Below are 20,504 nucleotides of genomic sequence, written 5' to 3'. Positions count from 1 at the left end.
GGGCATGGCGTGTGCTCCTGGATGCTGGCGGGGATCCGACTCCATGGTTCGGCCGCGTCACCCTCCTGAGAGTGACAAGGTAGGCCAGTCCACCTCAAACAGATCCTTATTCACCCCTCGCATTCACGCGCTCCAGCGATATCATCGTCGTATGGCGATTGATCCTGACGAGCTCCCCGCCCTCGACGCGCGGGCGACGGCGGCGTACTCCCATCTCTTCCAGGCCCTCAGTGAACCCACCCGCCTGGCCGTGCTCCAGCACCTGGCCGGCGGAGAGCACCGCGTCCGGGACCTCGTGGAGCACATGGGCCTGGCCCAGTCCACGGTGAGCAAGCACCTGAGCTTCCTCGCGCAGTGCCACCTTGTGGCTGCCCGCCCCGAGGGGCGTGCCACGTGGTACTCCCTGACCCACCCGGAGGAGCTCGCGGCGGTCATCACGGCCGCGGAACGGGTCCTGCACACCACCGGCACGGACGCCGTGCTGTGCTCGCACCTCCACCATCCGCCTGTGGCCGCGGGGCTCGACGACGTCGCCACCGGCACCCGCGCCGCGCGGCTCACCGCGGTCCCCTCCGGCCGAGGTGAGCGCTGATGGGCGCGGGGCACTCCCACGGAGGGCATTCCCCCGGCTCGGGGCACGCCGGTCACGAGCACGCAGCAGCGGCGGGCGGAACCACGTGGCGGCTGTGGATCGCGTTCGGACTGACCGCGGGGATGGTGGTCGCCCAGGCGGTCGGCTCGGCGGTCACCGGGAGTCTCGCGCTGCTCACGGACACCGTCCACGCCCTGACCGACGCCCTCGGACTGCTGGTGGCTCTCGTGGCCGCGCACCTGATGGCCCGCCCGGCCAGTTCCAAGCACACCTGGGGCTTCCGGCGGGTGGAGGTGATCGCGGCGCTGGCGCAGGCCACCCTGCTGCTCGGTGTGGGGGTCTTCGCGGTGGTGGAGGGCATCCGCCGGCTCCTGGAGCCGCGCGCGGTGCCGCCCACCGAGCTGCTCGTCTTCGGCGCCCTGGGTCTGGCGTGCAACGTGGTGGCCATCCTGGTGCTCTCGTCCAGCAGGGGCGCCAACTTCAACATGCGCGCCGCGTTCCTGGAGGTGGCGAACGACGCCCTGGGCTCCCTCGGCGTGATCGTGGCCGCGGTGGTGATCGCCACGACCGGCTTCCAGCGCGCGGACACCGTGGCCGCCCTGTTCATCGCCGCGCTGATCCTGCCGAGGGCCGCTCGGATCATGCGGGAGACGGCTGCCGTACTGATGGAGTTCACGCCCCGGGGTCTGGACCTGGACCTGTTCCGCGAGCACATCATGAGCCTGCACCACGTGGTGGACGTGCACGACGTCCATGCCTCCACCGTGGCCACCGGCCTGCCCACGATCAGCGCCCACGTGGTGGTGGAGGACGAGTGCTTTCGGGACGGCCACGCGGCAGACCTGCTGCAGGACGTCAAAACCTGCGTGGCCGAGCACTTCGCCGTCTCGGTGCACCACTCCACGTTCCAGATCGAGACAGCACGCATCAAGCACGCGGAGTCCGACGAGGTCTTGCACGCCTGAGGCGGGCGTGCCCGTCAGCCGAGCTGCAGCCGGCCCCACGCGAGCTCGGCGAGCGCCGCCGCCTGGGCGCCCAGAACGGCGTCGTCGTAGCGCACGTGCGGCGAGTGGTTCCAGGGTGCGGTGGCGAGGTCCACGTCCGCCGGGCTGCACTGCAGGAACACGAAGCACCCGGGGACCTCGCGCAGCACGAAGGAGAAGTCCTCGGAGCCCATGCGCGGGTTCTCCATGCCCTGCACGTGCTCCGCGCCGAACAGCCGGGTGAGCGTTTCCCCCGTGAAGCGCGCCTCCTGCGGGTCGTTGATGGTCGCGGGGTAGAACTCGTTCCAGTCCACCTGCGCACGCAGCCCGTAGGAGGCGGCGATGCCGTCCGCGAGCTCACGGACCAGGTGGGGGAAGCGTTCGGTGGTCTCGCGTGACAGGGTGCGCACGCTGCCGGCCGTGCGGGCGCTGTCCGGGATGACGTTCATGGCCTCCCCGGCCCACAGCTGCGTCATGGTCACGACCACCGGGTCGAACACGCTGAACCGGCGCGTCACCATGGTCTGCAGCGCGGTGCCGAACTCGCACAGCGCCGTGACCGGGTCCTTGGAGGTCCACGGCTGCGAGCCGTGCCCACCCCTGCCGTGGAACGTGACGCTCAGGTGGTTGGCCCCCGCCATGAGGGTGCCTGGGCGGTAGGTGAACACCCCGGGCTCCCCCGGGCTCACGTGGATCCCGTAGGCCGCGACGGGGCGCTCGCCCGCGGCGTTCAGCACGCCCTCCTCGATCATCGGCGCGGCGCCGCCGGGGCTTTCCTCCCCCGGCTGGAACATGAACACCACGGAGCCGGGCAGCTCCTCCCGGCGTGCACTCAGCAGCCTGGCCGCGCCCACGAGACCGGCGGTGTGCAGGTCGTGCCCGCACGCGTGCATCGCGCCGTTCGTGGAGGCGAAGTCGAGCCCCGTCTGCTCCTCGATCGGCAGCCCGTCCATGTCCCCGCGCAGCAGCACCGCGGGCCCGGGACGCCCGCCCCGCAGCACCGCGACCACCGAGCTCAGCGACCGGCCCAGGGTGATCTCCAGGTCGCAGCCGTCCAGTGCCTCCAGCACCTGCCGCTGCGTCCAGGGGAGGTCGTTGCCCAGCTCAGGGTGGGCGTGCAGGCGCCTTCGCAGCTCAACGAGCTCGGGCTGCAGCAGCTGGGCGTCCTCCAGGAATGACACGTTCGGGCTCCTCGGTGGTGGTGGCGCGGCGTCATCGCCCGGGCTCGGGCAGACCCTTGAGGGCCGGTCCAGGCGCCAGCCGGACCGGACCGCGGGCGGTCGCAATGTCCACCTTCTCACCTTTTTGCCGCACCGTGATCTCGCCCACGTCCGCGAGCACCCGCGCCGCCTCCCGGACTCCGTCCATCAGTTCCCTCCACTGTTCGCCGCCCAGGGCGCGGGCCACGTCCGAGGGGCAGATGGTCTTCCCCGCCCGGTGCCTCAGCAGGGCGCGGATGGTCGCCTGTTCCCGTGCGCGCCGGCCCTCCTCCGTGGGCGGTTCCCACCAGGGTTCGCCGCGCTCTCCCAGCGCAACCTTCGCATCCTGGACACGCTGCCTCGCCCCCCGGCCCTCGGACCTCACGGCACGGCGGGCACCCATCAGCTCCGCGACGAGTTCCTGCCGCAGCGTTTCCGGGATCCCGGGGTCCGTGGCGCGCCAGCGCCGGCCGTTCACCACCACGTGGTGGCCGTCTGCGGTGCGCTCCGGGCCCGACGACGCCGTGCCCTCCGGGTGCTCTCCGCTCGCCTCCCGAGCGGCGTCGGTGCCCGACGCCTCCCCCTGGTCCCTGCGCCTGCTCACGGGCGCAGCCCCAGGCGCTCGATCAGGCGCGCGTGCCGCGTGAGCCCCGCCGAGACCACGGCGGGATTCTGGGCGTACCAGCGCAGGTGCTCCGCGGCCACGGTGTCCTCCGTGAGGTGCGACCCCTGGACGAGCCAGTCCTCCCGCGGCCCGCCGTCCAGGTCGGAGGCCGTGTACCCGAAGACCTCGAGAGTGCTCTCGTGGACTGGCGCGCGGATGCCACCGAGCAGCACCCTCCCCGGGTCGGGCACCGGCGCGGAGAGCCCCGCCGCATCGAGGATCTCGGAGGCCACGGTGCGCAGCACGTCGTTGCACGGGTGGTTGATCACGTGCACCGCGTTCGGACCGGCGGCGTCCAGGACGGAGGCGACGTCGAGCGTGCGGTGGGCCTCCTGCCGGATCCGCAGCTGCGCGAGGGACTCCTCCCGCCCGGCGTGCGCGGCGGCGGCCGAGGGATGCTCCAGGTGCACGGTGCTCTCGCCCCGGGCGGCCGCCGTGAGGACCCGGAGGTCGTGGTACGGCACCACCGGCGGATCCCCCGCGCTCGGCGCACGGACGATCGCGAGCGTGGGCATGAACGCGGACCACCGCATCGCGGGCACGCGAACAACCTCCACCCGGGAGACCAGACGGGGCACGACGTCGTCCGTGCCCAGCGGCAGCCCACGGTAACCGGGCGCCACGGGCTGGGTGACGAACAGGCCCAGCCGCGGCAGCAGGGCGTGCAGGTGCGGGAGGTCCTCACGGGTGAGCTCGTGCACCGGGGGCATCCGCACGCCGTGCCACTGCCCCTCCAGCGCTCCGTGCAGCAGCACGCGCAGTGACTCGGCCTGGCAGTTGCCGTACACGGCGAACAGGGGGAGGTCCGGAAGCTCTGTGAGCCCGTAGAAGTCTCCGTAGTGACGGCGCCGCCCGTCGTCCTGCAGCCCCTGCCCGCTCACGGTTGACTCCGCAGGCGGGCGGTGCACGGCGTCCTGGCCCTGCGGATCAACATCGTCGATCACGTGCGGCGTGTGCTCAGCGGGCATGTCCCACCCTGTCCTCGAGTCGTGTGCTGGTGTCTGCGGCGTGGACGGGCGCGCCAGGATCGGGCACGGGTCTGCGGTCCGGGCACGATTCGCCCCGCCGCACGGCGCGGAGGTCCCGAACGCTCAGCAGTCCGGGCACCTCGCTCTCCCCCTCCGCGCACCAGACGCGCAAGGGGACCTCCAGACGGAGCGGAGCGTGGACGTCTGCCAGGAGCAGGGCACGGTCGAGAATCTCGCGCGGAGGTTCCCCCGCGCGGGCGCGAGGGTCCGCGGCCAGCGCGGCGGGAACGTCCTCGCGGTCCACGAACCAGATCCCGGCGTCCGTGTCCCGCAGCAGGTGGGCGGCACTCAGGTATGCCTCGGCGTCGTCGTCGTGACCGCCCACCCGCACCACCACCCACGGCTGCTCGAAGACCACGCCCGCGCCGCGAGTGCTCGGCAGGGGGATGCGCTGCGCCAGCGCCAGGGTCTCGGCGTCCTTCACCGCGCGGGAGATCCCGCGCCCGGCGAGGTCCGGCCCGTCGTGCCACGCCCGTGCGGAGGGCACGTGGCGGAACTGCGCACCCAGCTGCCAGCAGCGGAAGGCGAGGTCCCAGTCCTCCCCGCCGTAGCCCACGAGCGACTCGTCGAAACCGCCGCAGCGCTCGAACAGCCGCCGGTCCACCGCGAGCAGCGCACTGATGACGAGCCGGAAGTCCTCGGTCCCCGCGCGGGAGAGATCGGCGGTGCGCTCGTATCCCTGCGCGAGCCACTGCGGGTCCTCGAGCCGCCGCGCTCCCGGTGCCGAACCGGTGCTGATCCACTCCACCACCGCCGGCACGTCACAGCCGGAGAGGTCCGCGTGATGCCTGGCGCCCACCGCGAGCGCCCCGTGGCCGTCGTCCGCGTCCCGCACCCCGGCCAGGAGGGCGGTGAGGAACCCGGGTTCTGGGATCATGTCCCCGTCCAGGAACACGATCACCTCCCCGGAGGACGCGCCTGCGCCCAGGTTCCGCGCCGCCCCGGCCCGGAAGCCGAGGTTCTCCTGACGCACCACCGAGCTCGGGAACGGCAGGGGCGGGAGCACCGGGGGCACGGCGGAGCCGTCGTCGCTCACGACCACCTCCATCTCGGCGACCGGGTGGTCCTGCAGCGCCAGCGCGGCAAGCAGCCGGTCCAGGCCGTGCTGGTTCTCGAAGTAGGGCACGACGACGCTCACGGCGGGCGCACTCACCGGTCACCTCCGCGGTTCGCCGGGATCTGTTCGCCCGTGAGCAGTGCCCACTGCCGGGCTGCGGCCACCCGTGTGGAGGGCAGGTCCTCGCCGTTCCAACGGGCAGGGTCGATCCACGTGCTGCGCGGGTCCGCGAGGGCGGCCCGCAGCGCGGCGGAGAGGTCATCGGTCAGCGTGAGCGCCCAGGGTGCCCGCTCGGCGAGCTCCTCGAAGAAGGGGTGCGGCGTCACGATCGGGGCGCGCCCGCTCGAGATCCACCGTCCGATGGACCCGGAGGCGGAGACGTGGGCCGGCGCAACCACCGGGACGGTGACCCGCTGCGCGGCGCGGGTCAGGGCGGTGTCGTCGAGGAACCCCGTGGTCCGAAAGCTGTGGCCGTGACGGCGCGCGGCCGCATCGAGCGCGGGGACGAGGTCCTCGTGGCCGTCCGACGCGCGACCGAGCGCCACGACCTCCACTGGCGTGTCGAGACCGGCGAGCGCCTCGATCACGCTCTCGTGGCCCTTGCCCGGGTAGAGGAAACCGAGGACGGCGACCCTGGGAACCCGCTCCGTGCCGTCGCCGTCCGACAGGGACAAGGGACAGGGAGGCTGAGCACCGGCCCACTGCCAGGCGCGGTGCCAGGGACCCGGTTCGGGAGGGTCGATGGGCAGGTGGTTCACGTGCACCGGCAATCCCGAGGTGGCGGGGACGTGGCGCTCGAGCTGCGCGCGCTCGGAGGCGCTGCACACGATCACGGCGCGGGCGACATCGACCACGCGGGCGAAGGCGGCACGGCGAGCTTCGAAGGCGTGGCCGTCCGAGGGCTGGGGGATGTCGTGCACGGTGACCGTTACCGGGCGGACCGCGGCGATCTCCGCCACGGAGGAGGCCGCGGCCTGCGGTGACGGGCCGAAGACGCGGTCCGTGAAGTGAAGGTGGACCGGTGAGGACTCCCCCAGCAGGACCGGTCGCAGCTCCGTGAGCGAACCGGCCACCGTGCGCGCGTCGGGAGTGTGTGCGGCGAGGTCCTGGGCGTGCATGCGGACGCCGTGCTGTTCGGGGCCCACACAGGCCAGGAGGGGTGCGATCACGCGTTCACCCTATCGAGCACCTCCGACACGATCCGGGGTGAGCGAGGTCATACCCCTCGCGCAAAGTCTGCACTTGTGCAAGTTTGCACTCATGCATAAAGTTGACGCGTGTCCGAATCCAACCCGTCACTGCGCGAACGCCACCGCACCCGCACCCTCGCCGAGATCCACCAGGCAGCCCTGGAACTCGTGGGCGAGTGCGGCTACGGGGACACCGCGGTGGACGCCATCGCCGAACGCGCGGGGGTCTCCCGCCGCACGTTCTTCAACTACTACCCCTCCAAGGAGGCCGCGGTCCTGGGCGCCACCGAACCGCGGATCTCCGAGGCGGCGCGCGAACGGTTCCTGGATCCGACCACCGGAGACGAGTTCGCCCGCACCGTCCGGCTGTTCATGGACGTGCTGCGGGACGCCACCGGTCCCCCCGAGTTCACGGCCCGCCGTCACGAGCTCGTGGAGAACAACCCCGAGCTCAAACGCCGGGTCGGGATGCACATCACCACCGTGGAGAGCCTCGTGGTCTCCACGGTCGTGGAGCACTCGGCCCAGGGCACCACTCCTCGATCCGAGGAGACATCGCACGCTTTCGTTCTACTGGCGGGTGCGGTCATCAAGTTCGCGTTCCGCACCAACACCCACCTGGCGACCACCCTCGACGACGACGCCGTCCAGCTCGCCCTCGACCACGCCATCGGTGTCTTCCGCACCGCCCTCAAGGAGATTTCATGACAACCACCGTCACCCGGGCTGGGACCAGCCCCGCCACCGAGGAGAAACCCACACACCTCGGCTGGCTTTTCGCGAGCCTCATGGTCGTCATGCTGCTCGCGTCCCTCGGCCAGACAATTCTCTCCACCGCCCTGCCCACCATCGTGGGCGACCTCGGCGGCGTGGACCACATGAGCTGGGTCATCACCGGCTACATCCTGGCGTCCACCGTGATGATGCCCGTCTACGGCCGCATCTCGGACCTCTTTGGCCGCAAGCCGGTGCTGCTCGCCGCCATTCTCCTGTTCCTCGCGGGTTCCGTGATCGGCGCGTCCGCCGGGACCATGGGATGGCTCATCACCGCCCGCGTGGTCCAGGGCCTGGGTGGCGGCGGTCTGATGATCCTCGCCCAGACCTCCATCGCGGACGTGGTCCCCGCCCGGGACCGCGGCAAGTACATGGGCGTCATGGGCGCCGTGTTCGCGGTGTCCTCCGTGGCCGGGCCGCTGCTCGGCGGCTGGATCACCGAGGGTCCCGGCTGGCGCTGGGCCTTCTCGTTCAACATCCCGCTGGGCATCCTGGCCATCATCGCGGTGGCCGCGTTCCTGCGCCTGCCCCAGCGCACCCGGGAGCGCAGCCAGCGGATCGACTACCTGGGCATGGTCCTGCTGGCCGCGGCCACCACGTGCGTGGTGCTCGTGTGCACGTGGGGCGGCACCCAGTACGACTGGAACTCCCCCCAGATCCTGTGGCTGTGCGCCACCACCGTGGCCGGCGGCATCGCCTTCGCGGTCGCCGAGACCCGCGCGAGCAGCCCGGTGATCCCGCTGTCCCTGTTCAAGGACCGCAACTTCACGCTCACCACGCTGTCCGGACTCGCCGTGGGCGTGGCCATGTTCGGCGCGCTGGGCTACATGCCCACCTACATCCAGATGGTCAAGGGTGTGGACGCCACCCAGGCCGGTCTGCTCATGACGCCCATGATGGCGTCCCTGCTGATCACCTCGATCGTCTCCGGTCAGGTCGTCTCCCGCACGGGCCGGTACAAGTTCTTCCCGCTGGTCGGCATGGTGGTCATGGGTGTGGGCCTGTGGCTGCTGTCCACGCTCCAGGTGGACGACTCCACCTTCAGGATGTGCGCCTACCTGGCCGTGTTCGGCGCGGGCATCGGCCTGAGCATGCAGATCCTCGTGCTGATCGTGCAGAACTCGTTCCCCAACAAGATCGTGGGCACCGCCACGGCCGCCAGCAACTTCTTCCGTCAGGTCGGTGCCACGGTGGGCTCCGCCGTGGTGGGCTCGCTGTTCATCTCCCGTCTCAAGGACCTGCTGGCGGAGAACCTGCCCCAGGTTCCCGGGGGCGCGGGAGGTGCCAGCGGCGGCATGAACGCCAACTCCTTCACGCCGCAGAGCGTGCACGCCCTGCCGCAGATGTTCCGGGACCCCGTCATCCAGTCCTACAACGATGCCCTGCTGCCGATCTTCCTCTACATGATTCCGCTCGCGCTCGTTGCCCTGGTGATGCTCGCATTCGTGGTGGAGAAGCCGCTGTCCACCCGCGTGGACCGGGAGGTTGTGGAGGCTGACTCCGACGAGCCGGACGCCACCACCGGTCAGCTCGCCGTGGCCACGGCAACCACGGGCGCCGGCCCGAGCTACGACCCGGCCGCCGCCCCGTCCTCGGCGACGACGGCGCCCGCCTCCGTCGCGCAGGCAGGCACCGGTGCCACGTCGTCCACCTCCGACGCCACCCCGACCGAGACACGGGCCGTCGCGAACCACCGCGCGGGACGCTCCCGCCGTCGCCGCTCGGCACCGCGCCACAGGGCGTGAGCCCGCGGGAGGGCGCACCGACCGGGCCGCGGCACACGCCGTGAGCGCCGCGTCGTCGCCGTCCCGGTAGCGGCAGGCACTGCAACGCACGAAGGGGCCGGGTGACCGGCCGGGACACACCTCCCGGCTGGCCACCCGGCCCCTTCTGCATGTCTGTGCGCGACGAGTCAGTCCGCGCGTGGTTTCCCGAGCTCCCCCAGCTGCTCGGACGGTCCCGCGTACCCCCGAGTGCTCTCGGGCGCTGCCTGGGCGCGAGCGTCACCCGCCCCGGTGCTCGGCGGGAAGCAGGCAGTGCTTGCTGGGCAGCGCGTCCCGCAGGTCCTCCACGAGGTCCTCCAGGATCTCGGGCGCCTCGAGCATGCCGTTGCGCAGGTCCGAGAGCTCCAGGCCGTGCAGCAGCCCCACGGCGTAGCGGTCCCTGCCCGTGCGCTGGAAGCAACGTGCCACGCGGGCGAGCCACTCCTCCATGACGGCGGCATCGGTGATGACCCCGAGATCGTCCTGATAGTCCTTGGCGACCGCCGCCGCGCGCACTCGCTTCTTGCCCGCCTTCGCGTGGGCCTGTTGGAGGGCTTCCGACACGTACCGGGCGGACTTCGCGGCCTTGCGCGTCTCGTGGAGGATCTCGAAGGAGACCGCAGTCTGCCGCGGGTCCCTGCCCGGCAGGGAGATCCGTTCGCCCACCACCTCGGCCATGGTGCTCACGGTGACCTCCCCTGCGTCCTCCGGCACGGGCGTCTCGGCCCTGGCCAGCACGCGGTTCAGTGCGGTCCCCAGCACGGTCCTGGCAAACTTCTTGGGCGAGTGCCGCGCGGCTTCCTCCGTGAAGCCCTGCCCTGCCGCCAGGTGCCGCAGGTCCTTCAGCAGCTGGAGGTAGGCGGGGCTGTCGAGCTCCCGGCGCACACCGCGGGCCGCGTCCTCCCCGAGGTGCTCGGCCGCCTCGCGCAGCTCCTGGGCCGCCGCCATGCTCACGAGCCCCGCGGACTGCGCCTGCAGCAGGGTCTCGAGGCGTTCCCGGGCGACCTCCTGGTCCCGCGCATCCCCCAGCACGCGGGCGAGGAGCTTGAGCCGGTTCTCCAGGTCCTCGGCCACCTCCTGCGCCACGAAGTCCCGTGATGCCTGCAGCACGCTGCGCAGCGCACGGGAGCGCACCCGCAGCTGGTGCACGGAGTCCTCGGCGCCAAGCCGCACCGCGAAGTCCCACGCCTGCAGCTCGCCCACCAGCCGGGTCAGCATCCTCGTGAGCACGTCCGCGCCGGTGGGCTGGGCTCCCTCACCCGCGTGCTTCGCGTCGGACGCCTTGGTCGCGGCGTCCTTCCCAGAGTCCTTGGTCTTGGACGTCTTCCTGGTCGGCTCCGCAGACTCCCCCGAGTCCTTGCCCCCGCTCTTCTTCTTGTCCTTCTTGTTCTTCGCCTTCCTGGACTCTTCGGATGACTTCCGCTCCCCGTCCTCGGGAGCCCCCGCGGGCGATGAACCGTCGGCATCCTTCCCGGCACCGCGACCGTCCTCGCCCGCCGTCGACTCGACGTGTTCGGGGGTCACGATGCGCACCGCGTCCCCGCCGTCCTGCTCGAGGGCACGGGCGATCTTCGCCACGGAGGACGACGGTGTGGCTCCCGCCGCGTACAGCACGGCCTCCACGGCCTCGAAGACCTTGCGGGCCTGCTTCTCCGTGAGGTCGTCCCGGGAGAGCTCTGCCTCGCACTCGGTCCAGGCACGGGTGATGCCAGCGCGCTCGTCCCGCGCGGTCACGGTGTCGAGGCACAGCTCCGCGTACTGCCCGTCCTCCCCGAGCACCGGGTACTCAGTGCGGTGGGTGTCGATCGTGGCCACCGGGGTGAGGTCCTCACCGAGGGTCAGCCCCAGCAGCAGCTTCCGCAGCGCGGCGGGAATCCGCTCCGGTGCGCTTTTGAGGGGCTCGTAATGCACCTCCCCGCGGACGCTTCCCGCCTGGTACTTCACGTGCCAGCCATCGTCCGCACCACCACGACGACGCCGCACGGCCACCTTGGCACGTGCCAGCTGCAGGTCCGCGGTGTCGTAGTAGGTGGCACTCATGTCGTGCTCCACGGGCTCGCCCACCGTGAAACGCTCGAGGTTGTGCAGCTTCAACGCGGGCTTCTGGGGACCGGGGACGTCGTACTTGCGTTCGATCTCAACCTGTTGCGTGACCATGGGGCTCCCTTGTGTGAAACGCGCCGCGGCCCTCGTGGGGTTCCGCGGCGCGCAGCTGTCGTCAAGTTGGCTGGTGCAGTGGTGTCAGGCCCGGCGTCGCTTGAGGACGTCGTCGAGGTTCAGGGCAGTGCTCTCCTGTTCGCCGGAGCGCACTGCATCCTTCAGAGTGGTGGACCGCGCGGCGGGCCGGGTGGGCACTCGCAGGGGTTCGGGCTCGTTGCGCTCGACCACGGGAGCCTGGGTGTACAGCGGCTTGGGAACCGGGACCGGTTCCCACGTGGTGGTGTCCGAACCGGTGGTCCGTGAAACCTTCAGCGCCTCGGCACGGAGCTCGGCCACCGTGTAGACCCGCTCCGTCGCGCGCTGCCCGGGCTGGTCGTCCGCGCCCGGCATATCCAGCTCCGCATCCGCCGCGCGGGTCTGCTCGGCGCGGTCCTGGCGGGCCTCGTCCTCGTTGTCGAAGATGGCGTGCTGGGCGGGCGCGGCCACCGGCGCGGCGGTGTGGACGGCGCCGCGGCGCTTGTCCTCCACAGCCAGGTAGCGCAACCCGGCAACGCACCCTGCACCCAGCAGGAAGAGCACCACGGGAACGGCCCACGAGAGGGCGGTGAAGGGCGCGATCAGCGCGGACAGGAGCGCCGCGGCCACCAGAACGGCACCGGTGAGGAACACGATGGTGCGGTCCCACTTGATGCGCAGCCCCGCCAGGGATCCGCTCTGCAGCGTGGTGGCGGACGGCGCGTGTGCCGATGTCTCCATGACTGGGGTCTCCCGTTCGTGAACCTTGGCCGAGGTAGTGCTCACCACTGTACTGGGCTCGGGGCCTCTGCGCTCGTGGCTGTGGAGGGAGGGGTCGACCTGGAGGTCAGGAGCCTCCACCTGAGCATGGACGGGGAGGTTCGTCCGCCGCACCACGTGCGGCGCGAACCACATGACACTCAGCACAATCACGACGGCCAGCACCGCCGAACTGCTCACCCATGACAACCCCACCGTGCAAGAGTAGGGCAGCGGGGATAGATTCCCCGGATGGAATGCGCGTGTTGCCCACATCAATGTAATTCGATGGGGATTTTTTCCTGTCTGGCGCGTTTCACGTCCCTGACCTGGGGCGCAGTGCCTGCCGCGCGATGTCGTCGTCCCCCATCCTGGTCACACGCCCTTCGTCACAACCCTGCGGGTTGGCGGGGACTCGCCCCCGGGGTCAGTGACGCGTGTGGCGCACGGTGATCCCCTCGTCCTCGCCCGTGAACCGGTGGACCAGACCCTTCGGAACCTCCTCCGCCGTCAGCGCGAAGCTGCGGTGGTCCGCCCAGGAACCACCGATGTGCAGGAACCTCTCGCGCAGCCCCTCGTCCCGGAATCCCAGCTTCTCCACCACCCGCAGCGACTTCGCGTTCTCCGGGCGGATGTTGATCTCCATGCGGTGCAGCCGCAAATGCTGGAAGCAGTAGTCGGTGGCCATGGCCACAGCCATGGGCGCGATGCCCCGCCCGGCCTGCGCACCGTCCACCCAGTAGCCGAGGGTCGCGGAGCGGAAGGAGCCCAGGGTGATGCCCGAGACCGTCAGCTGCCCCACGAGCTGCGGGCGCCCGTCCTCGGGACGGCGTTCCACGATCAGCCACGGAAGGCTCTGCCCGCCGCGGGCCTGCTGGCGCAGGAGGCGCACGAACTCACGGTACGACGGCGCGGTGTCGCCCGGCTCGGGATTGCTCGCCTCCCACGGCTCGAGCCACTGCCTGTTCCGGAAGCGCACCCGGTCCCACTCACCCCGGTCGCCCAGAGCAAGTGGGCGCAGCATCAGCTGCGCCCACTGCACCGTGACCGGCCACGCGGTCTGCCCGTCCACGAGGTGGACTCAGTCCGTGAGGGTCTCGGCGTAGTCCTTGATCCAGGTGCGCAGCCCGGGACCGAGGTCCTCGCGCTCGCACGCCAGCTCGATGTTGGCCTTGAGGTAGGAGAGCTTGTCGCCGGTGTCGAAGCGGCGGCCTTTGAAGACCACGCCGTACATCCCGTGAGCGGCGTCGCCGCGGTCCGCGACGGTCTGCATGGCGTCGGTCAGCTGGATCTCCCCGCCGCGCCCGGGCGCGGTCTCCTCGAGGATGCCGAAGATTTCCGGGTGCAGCACGTAGCGGCCGATGATCGCGAGGTTGGAGGGTGCGTCCTCGGGAGCCGGCTTCTCCACCAGACCGTTGACCTGCACGTAGTCCTCCCCCTCGACCGCGGTGATGTCCGCGCAGCCGTAGGCGCTGATGCTCTCGTGAGGGACCTCCATGAGGGCCACCACGGAGCCTCCGGTGCGCTCCTGCACGCGGATCATCTGGGAGAGCAGATCCTCCTTCTCGTCGATGAGGTCGTCACCGAGCAGCACGGCGAAGGGCTCGTCCCCCACGTGGATCTTGGCACGCAACACCGCGTGGCCCAGGCCCTGGGGATCCTGCTGTCGCAGGTAGTGGATCTCGCCCAGATCGGAGGCGTGCTCCACCTCCGAGAGCAGCTTGTCCTTGCCGGACTCCTTCAGCTGCGCCTCGAGCGCGGGGACGCGGTCGAAGTGGTCCTCGAGCGCCCGCTTGGAGCGTCCCGTGATCATCAGGACGTCGTCCAGCCCGGCGTCGACCGCTTCCTGGACTACGTACTGGATGGCGGGGCGGTCCACCACCGGCAGCATCTCCTTGGGCATGGCCTTCGTCGCGGGAAGAAAACGGGTGCCCAGGCCCGCGGCGGGGATGACGGCCTTGTGGACGCGCTTGTTCTCGTGATCACTCATGGAATTAGGGTAGACGAACACGGCCCGGAACCCCCGGTGCGAGACCCGGGACATGCGGGAATGACGGGGGTTTTCGGGGCATGTACTCCCAAGAGCGGACAGTGCCGGAGGGATGGATCGCATGGACGCAGCGGCAGGGACACCCGACGCCAAGGCGCGGCTGCGCGCGGAGGTCCTCGAGCGACGTCGGCGACGCACCGCGACCGTCCGCGAGCGCGACGAGGTAGGCTTCGCCACCCACCTGTCCGGGGTGCTGGCGCAGCACGGTACTGGTGATGTCGCCGCCTTCCTCCCGTTGCCCGGCGAACCCCCCGTGCTGCACGGGCTGGAGCGGGCGCACGCAGCGGGGCGCCGCGTGTGGCTGCCGGTGGTCGAACCGGGGCACCGGCTGAGCTGGGCGCAGTGGCGACCGGACGCTCCCCTCGCACCGGGGAACCTCCCGGGACTGCTCGAACCCACCGGACCGCGGCGCGGTCTCGAGGTCTTCGCCACGGTGCGCCTGCTGCTCGTGCCCGTGGTGGCCGTGGACCGCGGTGGGGTGCGGCTCGGCTTCGGCGGCGGGTACTACGACCGCTTCCTCCCCCTCCTGGCCGGGGCGGGGCGGGAGCCGGAGATCCTGGCCTGCTGCCACGCGGACGAGGTGCTGCCCGCCGGAACCGTTCCGCGCGAGCCGCACGACGTCGTGCTGCCCGGGGTGCTCACGGGGCGGGGCACCATCCGGCTGGGTCCCGCGGCCTGAACCGGTCCCGGGAGTGGCTGGGTGGCCGAATGGCCGGGGTGGCCGGACGGAAGCGGTGCCGAGGCCGAACGGAGGGGGCCGGCATCGACCGGCACCAGCACCGCGGTGCGAGTAGCATGTGACGTCGGCAATCCGCCTCCCCGTCAGCCCTCGAAGGAACACTCGTGCCCGTTTACGCCTATGCCTGTAAAGACTGCGGCCATGCTTTCGACATCCGCCAGTCCTTCTCCGACGACGCCCTGACGGTGTGCCCCGAGTGCGGCGGCCACCTGCGCAAGAAGTTCAACTCGGTGGGCGTGGTCTTCAAGGGCTCCGGCTTCTACCACAACGACTCCCGCGCCGACGCCGGCAAGAACGGCGGCTCCTCCTCCGGTGCGTCGAGCGGCGGTTCCGCGAGCTCGGGTTCCGCAGTCTCCGATGCCGCGAAGAACTCCGGCACGTCCGGTGGATCGGCCTCAAGCAGCAGCTCGTCGGCAAGCTCCACGGGATCGGGACGCTCGACCTCCGGTTCCTGAGCCCCGCGCCGTCCGAGGTGCTGGGCGATGCTGCCCAGTCCGCAGCAGTGCCCACTCCGCAGCGCTGTCCCCCGCACGCGGCGAGCGCACTGCACCCGGCGGGCCGGGGCTCCCGTCACGGCGCTCCGCCCTGCACATGGCACCCGTGCTCCCGGCACAGGTCTGACTTACGGTTAGCGTCCGGGCATGAGTTCACGCTCCCGTCCCCGCTATCCCCTGGCACTGCGGCTGCGCACCGCCGTCCGGCGCCGCCACCGTCTCGTGGCCGCCGCACTGTGCGCCGTGGCACTGACTCTCGTCATCCTCCGCCTCGCGCCGCCCGGCGCCCACACCACGACAGTGGTCACGGCCGCCGCAGAGATCCCCGCGGGACACGCCATCGCCGCCAAGGACCTGACCGTCTCCGACTTCCCCGTGGCACTCGCCCCCTCGGGCGCCTACGCAGCGGTTTCGGACGCGAGCGGACTGACGACGGCGGTCGCGCTGACCACTGGCCAACCCGTCACACCCACCACCGTGCTCGGTCCGGGTCTCCTCACTGGCCAGCCGCCGGGCACCACCGCGGCCACGGTGCGGGTCGAAGATCCCGCCGTGCTGCGGCACATCCGGCCCGGTGACGTGGTGGACGTGGTGCACCACTCCGACGAGGGGGCCTCGGGCACGGGGAGCACGGTGGCGAGTGCGGTCACCGTCCTGTGGGCCGCCAGCACGCCTTCAGATGGCGGTGCGTCCATCCTGTCGTCGGGCGGCTCGGAGGACGACACCGGTCTCGTGGTGCTGGCCGCGGCCCGGGAGACCGCCACCGCGCTCGCCACGCTGGACGGGGCGGGACGTGTCTCCCTCGTGCTGGTGTCACCCTGACGGCGGGAACCGACCGGGCTCAGCCCCAGTGCGGAGGACGCTGCCGCCTCAGCCACTCCTCGTGCCCGGCCTCGCCCTGCACCTCCCGGGGGTCCGGCGCGTCCGCGCCGAGGTCATCGGGGGAACCGGCCCACCGGGTGTTGCCCAGTGCGCGTTCCGTGTCCGGCACGGTGCCGCCGGTGGCACGCCGGTGCGAGCCGCGGCGTCGCCCTGGCACCGCGTCGGGCCCGGCGCCAGAAGTCCTGCCAGGGGCCGGGGCGCGCACCACAGCCGACGCCGCATCGGGTACCGCATTGTCTGTCCGGCCGGACGCTTCACCGGGCGTCGTGCCAGTGCGTGAGGTGTCGCCGTCAGAGCCCACGCGCGGAGCTTCCCCGGCCTGCGCCCGCTGCCGGCGCCCCGTCCGCGGCACCCAGTCCGAGGTAGCGCTGCACGAGTCCCGCCACGGTCTGCGGATCCGTGAAGACCTCCACCGACCACAGGCTCACATAGTTCCAACCCGCCCGTTCGAGCTGCTGCGGGATCAGGCGCGAACGCTCCCGCACGCTCAACGCACGGCTGCGGTCCGAGCCGTCCGAGCGCAGTGCCACAGGGATCCGCACGGCCTCTTCGACGCCGCCGCCGTGCAGCACCGCTCCGGCGGACAGGGACTCCGTCTCCGCGTAGGCCGCCATGTCCACGGCGTGGGCGTAGCCCGTGTGCACCGTGGCGCCGGCCGCGCGCAGGCGGCGCGCGAGGTCGTCGACGAGCGCATCCGGGGCATCGTGCGAATCCTCGGACTCCGTGGCTGCCCTCTCGGAGGTGGTGCCGTCACCGAAGAGCACCTCGAGCATGTGGTACATGTCCTTGGCTCCGTACTTCAGCCGGCGCGGCTCGGTGTCCTTGGGGTGGATCGACGTCACGATGTGGGTGTGCCGGCGCGCACGCGTCATGCCGCGCACAAACGCCTGCCGACCATCCCGCTCGGACAGGGACCCCAGCTGGGGGGTGCTGCGACCGGACGTCGTCCGGCCGAAGCCCAGGGAGAAGATCACGGTGTCCCGCTCGATGCCCGCGGCACGGTGGAGCTCCACCACCCGGAAGGACTCGTGCCCCGGAGCGAAGAACTCCTCCGACTCCCCCGTCTCCCGCAGCCTGCGCTGGACGGCCTGGGCCACCCGGGAGGCGTGCATCGCGCTCGCCGTGACCACCGCGAGCGAGCGCTCGGGGTGCCGCGCCGCGTGGGCGAAAACGAGGTCCACGGTGCGGAGCACCTCCGCGGTAGGGGCCTGCACCCCTTCACTGCCCGCGGTGAGCACGCCCACCCCGTCCTCGACGTATTCCGCGGACAGGCCCGTGGTGGGACTCATCAGCTCGGAGGCGAATGGCACACGGGTCAGTGCGCCTCCGTAGAACGCCTCGTTGAGGTAGCTGAACAGCCTCGGGTCCAGAGGCCGGCGCACCGAGGTGAGGGAGCGGGTGTCCACGACCCGCGAGAGTGCCTCGTGGGCGGAGTCCACCTCCGCCACGGGGTGCGGTGTGTCCCGGCCGGCCAGTTGCGGCGCCACCGTGAACGGCTGCGGACCGCCGGCGTGCTCGTCTCCGAAGGCGATCACCTGCTGCGCCTTGACGACCGCGGGCAGAGCAGCCGCCAGCGGCGTGGACTCGGCGTCCAGGACCACCACCGTGTCCACCTCCTGGTCCTCGCCGAGGGTGGCGGTGAGCACCAGGGGGCTGGCCGTCCACACGGGCACGAGCGACGGTGTCAGGTGCTGCACCCGGTCCAGGTCCTGCGTGTTCACGTGCCCGCTGCGCAGCATGTCCCGCAGCGCTACGGCCTCGCGCGGAAAGCGGCGGGCGTCGCGGGCCCAGCGGGTCGAGAGCTCGTGCTCGAGGCGCGCCGGGGCTGCGGCCACGTGCGCTGAGTCGGCCCGGCGGAACGCGGACTCCGTCCTGCGCAGCTCGGAGCCGTCCGGCATGGCCACGAAGTCGTCGCCGCTGATCATGGCCTCCAGCACCGACTGCCACCACGCGAGCTCCAGCTCTTCCCCCACCCGGTCCGCAGGCACCCCGCGCGTCTCCAGGTCCTGCAGGAACTCCCCGAGGCCGCGGGCGCGCAGGTCGTCCAGCAGGACGGTGCGCTCGGGCAGGGTGCTCAGGTGGGGCTCGTCGTTGATCAGCTCCTCGAGGATCGCCCCGAGCTCGTCCACGGTCGCGGACTCCAGACGGACGGCCGTGGCCGAGCCCTCCAGGGCGATGGCGAGCCCCTCCAGGTCCTCCCGAAAACGACGGTGCGTGCGCAGGGTCTCCTCGGCCCGGTCAGAGACCGCGGGCTGCTCCAGGGTGGTGGCCCACTGCCGCCACCTGTCCCGCTCGGACTGCACCTTCACCAGCGCCGCGTGCAGGTCCGAAAGGTGGACCCCGGGGCGGATGTACTCCTTGGCCGCCTTGCGCAGCCGGGAACGCTGCAGCCCGCTCAGCTCGATCTCGTGGTCACGCCGCCAGGCCGCGGAAGCCGTGGCCGCAATCAGGTCCGTGACGGGGCGGTCGTAGATGTCCGGGGTGAGGTAATCCAGGGAGTTCCCCACGTCGATCACGAGCTCGAGCTGCTGCTCCCACTCGGCGATGGTCGTGCCCACGCGCAGGCCCGAGACGCCCAGGACGTTGCGCATGGCGGTGGTGAGCGTGGTCAGCTCGAGCAGCAGGGACTTGGCGAGGTCGTGGGCCTGGCGCGCCTCGTCGTCGTTGACCAGACGGGCGCCGTGCCACGGGCTGGACAGGGCGGCCTCGTCGAAGGCTCCGAGGGAGGCCGCGCGCTGGAGCTGGCGCTGCACCTCGCTGCGGTGGGACACGGCGTCGAGCACCGAGCGGCGGAACCGCACGGTCGTTTCGGGGCCCGGGTCCCGGGCGGTGAGCTGCGCCAGTGCCTGCATCGCCTCGTACGGGGACGCCTGCCAGCGGGGGCGGCGGGAGTGCAGAGAGTCCTCGTGCACGCGCAGCTGCTCGCGAGAGCGGCGCAGTGCGTCGTGGATCGCCTCGGTCGCGGGCTCGGCGGCGCGCTCGTTGCGGGCCACGGCCCGCACGAGGCGCTGGGCGACGTCGTCCGGGCTCAGGTGCGAGCCCAGGGGCAGCACGAGCGAGTCCAGGCCCGCCCTGTTCCAGGCGCGCGTGAACGAGGCGAGGGTGGTGCGGGACTCCCCCAGCACGAGCACGCTGCGACCGCGGTGCACGAGCGCGCCCACGGTGGCGACCGCAGTGTCCACGGCGGGGGTGCCCACGGGCGTGCTCACCACGAAGCTCTCACCCTGCTCGGCGAGGTCCACAACATCCTGCTGGTTCGCGTCCAGGTCCGTGAGCAGCAGCTCGTCCGCGGGATCGCGGTCGTCGAGTGCCGGAGCCTTGTTCTGCAGCGGGCGAACCACCGGCAGCTTGCCCACCTCCGGGTTCTTCAGGCGGGCGAGCGCCTCGACCACCTCAGTGCGGGCCACCACGTGCTCGTCCGCCGGGCGCTCGTGCAGGTCCGCGAACGTGGAGACCACGAGCTGGTGCTCCACGTGCATCCCGGGGACGTCCACGGCGAGCTGGCGCAGGATCTCCAGCACCGGGGCGGGGTCGAGCTTGCGCGTGCCGTACGCGAGCCGGGACATCTCCGCCGTGGCCAGCTCCACCCCGTGGTCCTCGCGCAGCCGACGCACCAGCGCCGGGTTCAGCCGCGCGGGGCCCACGATGTGCAGCTCGAAATCCTTGTGGTCCGGACGCAGCTTGATGGTGACCGGGGCAAGCAGCACGGGCGCGACGAAGCGTCGCAGCCCGTCTGCCACCGGGTCCGCGAGCCACGACGCCGTCCCGGCGGCGAGGTACGCGGCGTCCAGGCCGTGCATCACGGACAGCTCGTGGATCTTCGTGCGCAGTGCACGCGCGGAGCGTACCGCCCGGTCGTAGGCGGGCGTGTCCTGGTGGATCATCGTGGACAGTCGCGTGGGCCGCTGCATGAGCAGCTGCGCCTGGCCCGAGGAATTCGCCCCCGTGAGGTCGATGCACACGTTGTCCACCTGGTTGAAGTCCAGCAGCGTGTCCGGACCCGTGTAGGCGTCCATCTGCTGGGTCCAGGACCTCAGGGACACGCGGGGGTGCTCCGAACCGGTGGAGGCACGGTCCGCCGCCTGGGGGGTCGATCGGTCCTGGGACGGGGGTGTCGGCATGGTGCTCCTACTCACGAGTGCGCCGGCCTGCATC

General features: G+C 71.5%; 17 protein-coding genes. 7 read left to right on the top strand and 10 right to left on the bottom strand.

Annotation, left to right across the window (positions count from 1 at the left end; all coding sequences use genetic code 11):
• Positions 1-151: 151 nt before the first annotated feature.
• Both B3G12_RS05455 and B3G12_RS05450 read left to right on the top strand, forming a co-directional pair.
• Positions 152-592 carry an ArsR/SmtB family transcription factor gene (locus tag B3G12_RS05455; RefSeq protein WP_094394551.1) on the top strand — a complete coding sequence of 147 codons (441 nt, stop codon included), beginning with the start codon at positions 152-154 and terminating at the stop codon, positions 590-592.
• Positions 592-1,557 (top strand): cation diffusion facilitator family transporter, encoded by a 966-nt coding sequence (locus tag B3G12_RS05450; protein WP_055086422.1) that lies wholly within the window; start codon positions 592-594, stop codon positions 1,555-1,557. The genes B3G12_RS05455 and B3G12_RS05450 overlap by 1 nt, the downstream gene beginning before the upstream one ends.
• A 14-nt stretch (positions 1,558-1,571) precedes the next feature.
• On the opposite strand, the gene B3G12_RS05445 is transcribed toward B3G12_RS05450, so the two are convergent.
• Genes B3G12_RS05445 through B3G12_RS05425 form a run of 5 tightly spaced genes read right to left on the bottom strand, consistent with a single transcriptional unit; the run spans position 1,572 to position 6,692 of the window.
• Entirely contained in the window at positions 1,572-2,756 is a 1,185-nt protein-coding gene (locus tag B3G12_RS05445; protein ID WP_290499519.1) for a M20 metallopeptidase family protein, read from the bottom strand.
• Between the two features lie 31 nt (positions 2,757-2,787).
• Complete coding sequence (locus tag B3G12_RS05440; protein ID WP_144941877.1) at positions 2,788-3,378, bottom strand: DUF3253 domain-containing protein; 591 nt, start codon at positions 3,376-3,378, stop codon at positions 2,788-2,790.
• Positions 3,375-4,406: a WcbI family polysaccharide biosynthesis putative acetyltransferase gene (locus tag B3G12_RS05435; protein WP_290499518.1), complete on the bottom strand. Its 1,032-nt coding sequence runs from the start codon at positions 4,404-4,406 to the stop codon at positions 3,375-3,377. The genes B3G12_RS05440 and B3G12_RS05435 overlap by 4 nt, the downstream gene beginning before the upstream one ends.
• A complete protein-coding gene (locus B3G12_RS05430; RefSeq protein ID WP_290499517.1) occupies positions 4,396-5,619 on the bottom strand; it encodes a glycosyltransferase family 2 protein in 1,224 nt (407 codons plus the stop codon). The genes B3G12_RS05435 and B3G12_RS05430 overlap by 11 nt, the downstream gene beginning before the upstream one ends.
• On the bottom strand, positions 5,616-6,692 hold the full coding sequence (locus B3G12_RS05425) for a hypothetical protein (RefSeq protein ID WP_290499516.1): 1,077 nt from the start codon (positions 6,690-6,692) through the stop codon (positions 5,616-5,618). The genes B3G12_RS05430 and B3G12_RS05425 overlap by 4 nt, the downstream gene beginning before the upstream one ends.
• Before the next feature lie 108 nt (positions 6,693-6,800).
• Between B3G12_RS05425 and B3G12_RS05420 the strand changes: the two genes are divergently transcribed.
• Together B3G12_RS05420 and B3G12_RS05415 are read left to right on the top strand one after the other, a co-directional pair.
• On the top strand, positions 6,801-7,421 hold the full coding sequence (locus tag B3G12_RS05420) for a TetR/AcrR family transcriptional regulator (RefSeq protein ID WP_144941871.1): 621 nt from the start codon (positions 6,801-6,803) through the stop codon (positions 7,419-7,421).
• Entirely contained in the window at positions 7,418-9,232 is a 1,815-nt protein-coding gene (locus tag B3G12_RS05415; RefSeq protein ID WP_144941868.1) for an MDR family MFS transporter, read from the top strand. Before B3G12_RS05420 ends, B3G12_RS05415 begins: the two co-directional genes overlap by 4 nt.
• A 258-nt stretch (positions 9,233-9,490) precedes the next feature.
• Here B3G12_RS05415 and B3G12_RS05410 read toward each other — a convergent pair whose 3' ends face one another.
• The 4 genes from B3G12_RS05410 to galU all read right to left on the bottom strand — a co-directional run bounded on the left by B3G12_RS05410 (position 9,491) and on the right by galU (position 14,174).
• A complete protein-coding gene (locus tag B3G12_RS05410; RefSeq protein WP_290499515.1) occupies positions 9,491-11,407 on the bottom strand; it encodes a CYTH and CHAD domain-containing protein in 1,917 nt (638 codons plus the stop codon).
• An 84-nt stretch (positions 11,408-11,491) separates the two neighbouring features.
• The gene (locus B3G12_RS05405) at positions 11,492-12,166 is read right to left on the bottom strand and encodes a hypothetical protein (protein WP_290499514.1); all 675 of its coding nucleotides are present in this window, start codon (positions 12,164-12,166) and stop codon (positions 11,492-11,494) included.
• 445 nt (positions 12,167-12,611) lie between these two features.
• On the bottom strand, positions 12,612-13,256 hold the full coding sequence (locus B3G12_RS05400) for a GNAT family N-acetyltransferase (RefSeq protein WP_290499512.1): 645 nt from the start codon (positions 13,254-13,256) through the stop codon (positions 12,612-12,614).
• 9 nt (positions 13,257-13,265) lie between these two features.
• On the bottom strand, positions 13,266-14,174 hold the full coding sequence (gene galU / locus B3G12_RS05395) for a UTP--glucose-1-phosphate uridylyltransferase GalU (protein WP_145009795.1): 909 nt from the start codon (positions 14,172-14,174) through the stop codon (positions 13,266-13,268).
• Positions 14,175-14,295: 121 nt separating this feature from the next.
• Here galU and B3G12_RS05390 point away from each other — a divergent pair, with 121 nt between their 5' ends.
• From B3G12_RS05390 to cpaB, 3 genes are all read left to right on the top strand, one after another.
• A complete protein-coding gene (locus tag B3G12_RS05390) occupies positions 14,296-14,913 on the top strand; it encodes a 5-formyltetrahydrofolate cyclo-ligase (protein WP_290499509.1) in 618 nt (205 codons plus the stop codon).
• Positions 14,914-15,077: 164 nt separating this feature from the next.
• Positions 15,078-15,428 (top strand): FmdB family zinc ribbon protein, encoded by a 351-nt coding sequence (locus B3G12_RS05385; protein ID WP_144941856.1) that lies wholly within the window; start codon positions 15,078-15,080, stop codon positions 15,426-15,428.
• Between the two features lie 186 nt (positions 15,429-15,614).
• Positions 15,615-16,289, top strand: a complete 675-nt coding sequence (cpaB, locus tag B3G12_RS05380; RefSeq protein ID WP_144941854.1) for a Flp pilus assembly protein CpaB — start codon at positions 15,615-15,617, stop codon at positions 16,287-16,289.
• Positions 16,290-16,639: 350 nt separating this feature from the next.
• On the opposite strand, the gene B3G12_RS05375 is transcribed toward cpaB, so the two are convergent.
• Entirely contained in the window at positions 16,640-20,470 is a 3,831-nt protein-coding gene (locus B3G12_RS05375; RefSeq protein ID WP_290499506.1) for a hypothetical protein, read from the bottom strand.
• Between the last annotated feature and the right edge of the window lie 34 nt (positions 20,471-20,504).

The sequence above is a fragment of the Kocuria sp. UBA5001 genome (genome assembly GCF_002398425.1).
Taxonomy (GTDB): domain Bacteria; phylum Actinomycetota; class Actinomycetes; order Actinomycetales; family Micrococcaceae; genus Kocuria; species Kocuria salsicia.
Note: the sequence above shows the minus strand (reverse complement) of the source record. Positions and strands in the feature narration are given on the sequence as shown.

Coding starts and splice junctions, on each gene's coding strand:
- galU (WP_145009795.1), bottom strand. CDS start 14,174: ATGAGTGATCACGAGAACAAGCGCGTCCACAAGGCCGTCATCCCCGCC.
- B3G12_RS05415 (WP_144941868.1), top strand. CDS start 7,418: ATGACAACCACCGTCACCCGGGCTGGGACCAGCCCCGCCACCGAGGAG.
- B3G12_RS05390 (WP_290499509.1), top strand. CDS start 14,296: ATGGACGCAGCGGCAGGGACACCCGACGCCAAGGCGCGGCTGCGCGCG.
- cpaB (WP_144941854.1), top strand. CDS start 15,615: ATGAGTTCACGCTCCCGTCCCCGCTATCCCCTGGCACTGCGGCTGCGC.
- B3G12_RS05435 (WP_290499518.1), bottom strand. CDS start 4,406: ATGCCCGCTGAGCACACGCCGCACGTGATCGACGATGTTGATCCGCAG.
- B3G12_RS05405 (WP_290499514.1), bottom strand. CDS start 12,166: ATGGAGACATCGGCACACGCGCCGTCCGCCACCACGCTGCAGAGCGGA.
- B3G12_RS05450 (WP_055086422.1), top strand. CDS start 592: ATGGGCGCGGGGCACTCCCACGGAGGGCATTCCCCCGGCTCGGGGCAC.
- B3G12_RS05410 (WP_290499515.1), bottom strand. CDS start 11,407: ATGGTCACGCAACAGGTTGAGATCGAACGCAAGTACGACGTCCCCGGT.
- B3G12_RS05455 (WP_094394551.1), top strand. CDS start 152: ATGGCGATTGATCCTGACGAGCTCCCCGCCCTCGACGCGCGGGCGACG.
- B3G12_RS05375 (WP_290499506.1), bottom strand. CDS start 20,470: ATGCCGACACCCCCGTCCCAGGACCGATCGACCCCCCAGGCGGCGGAC.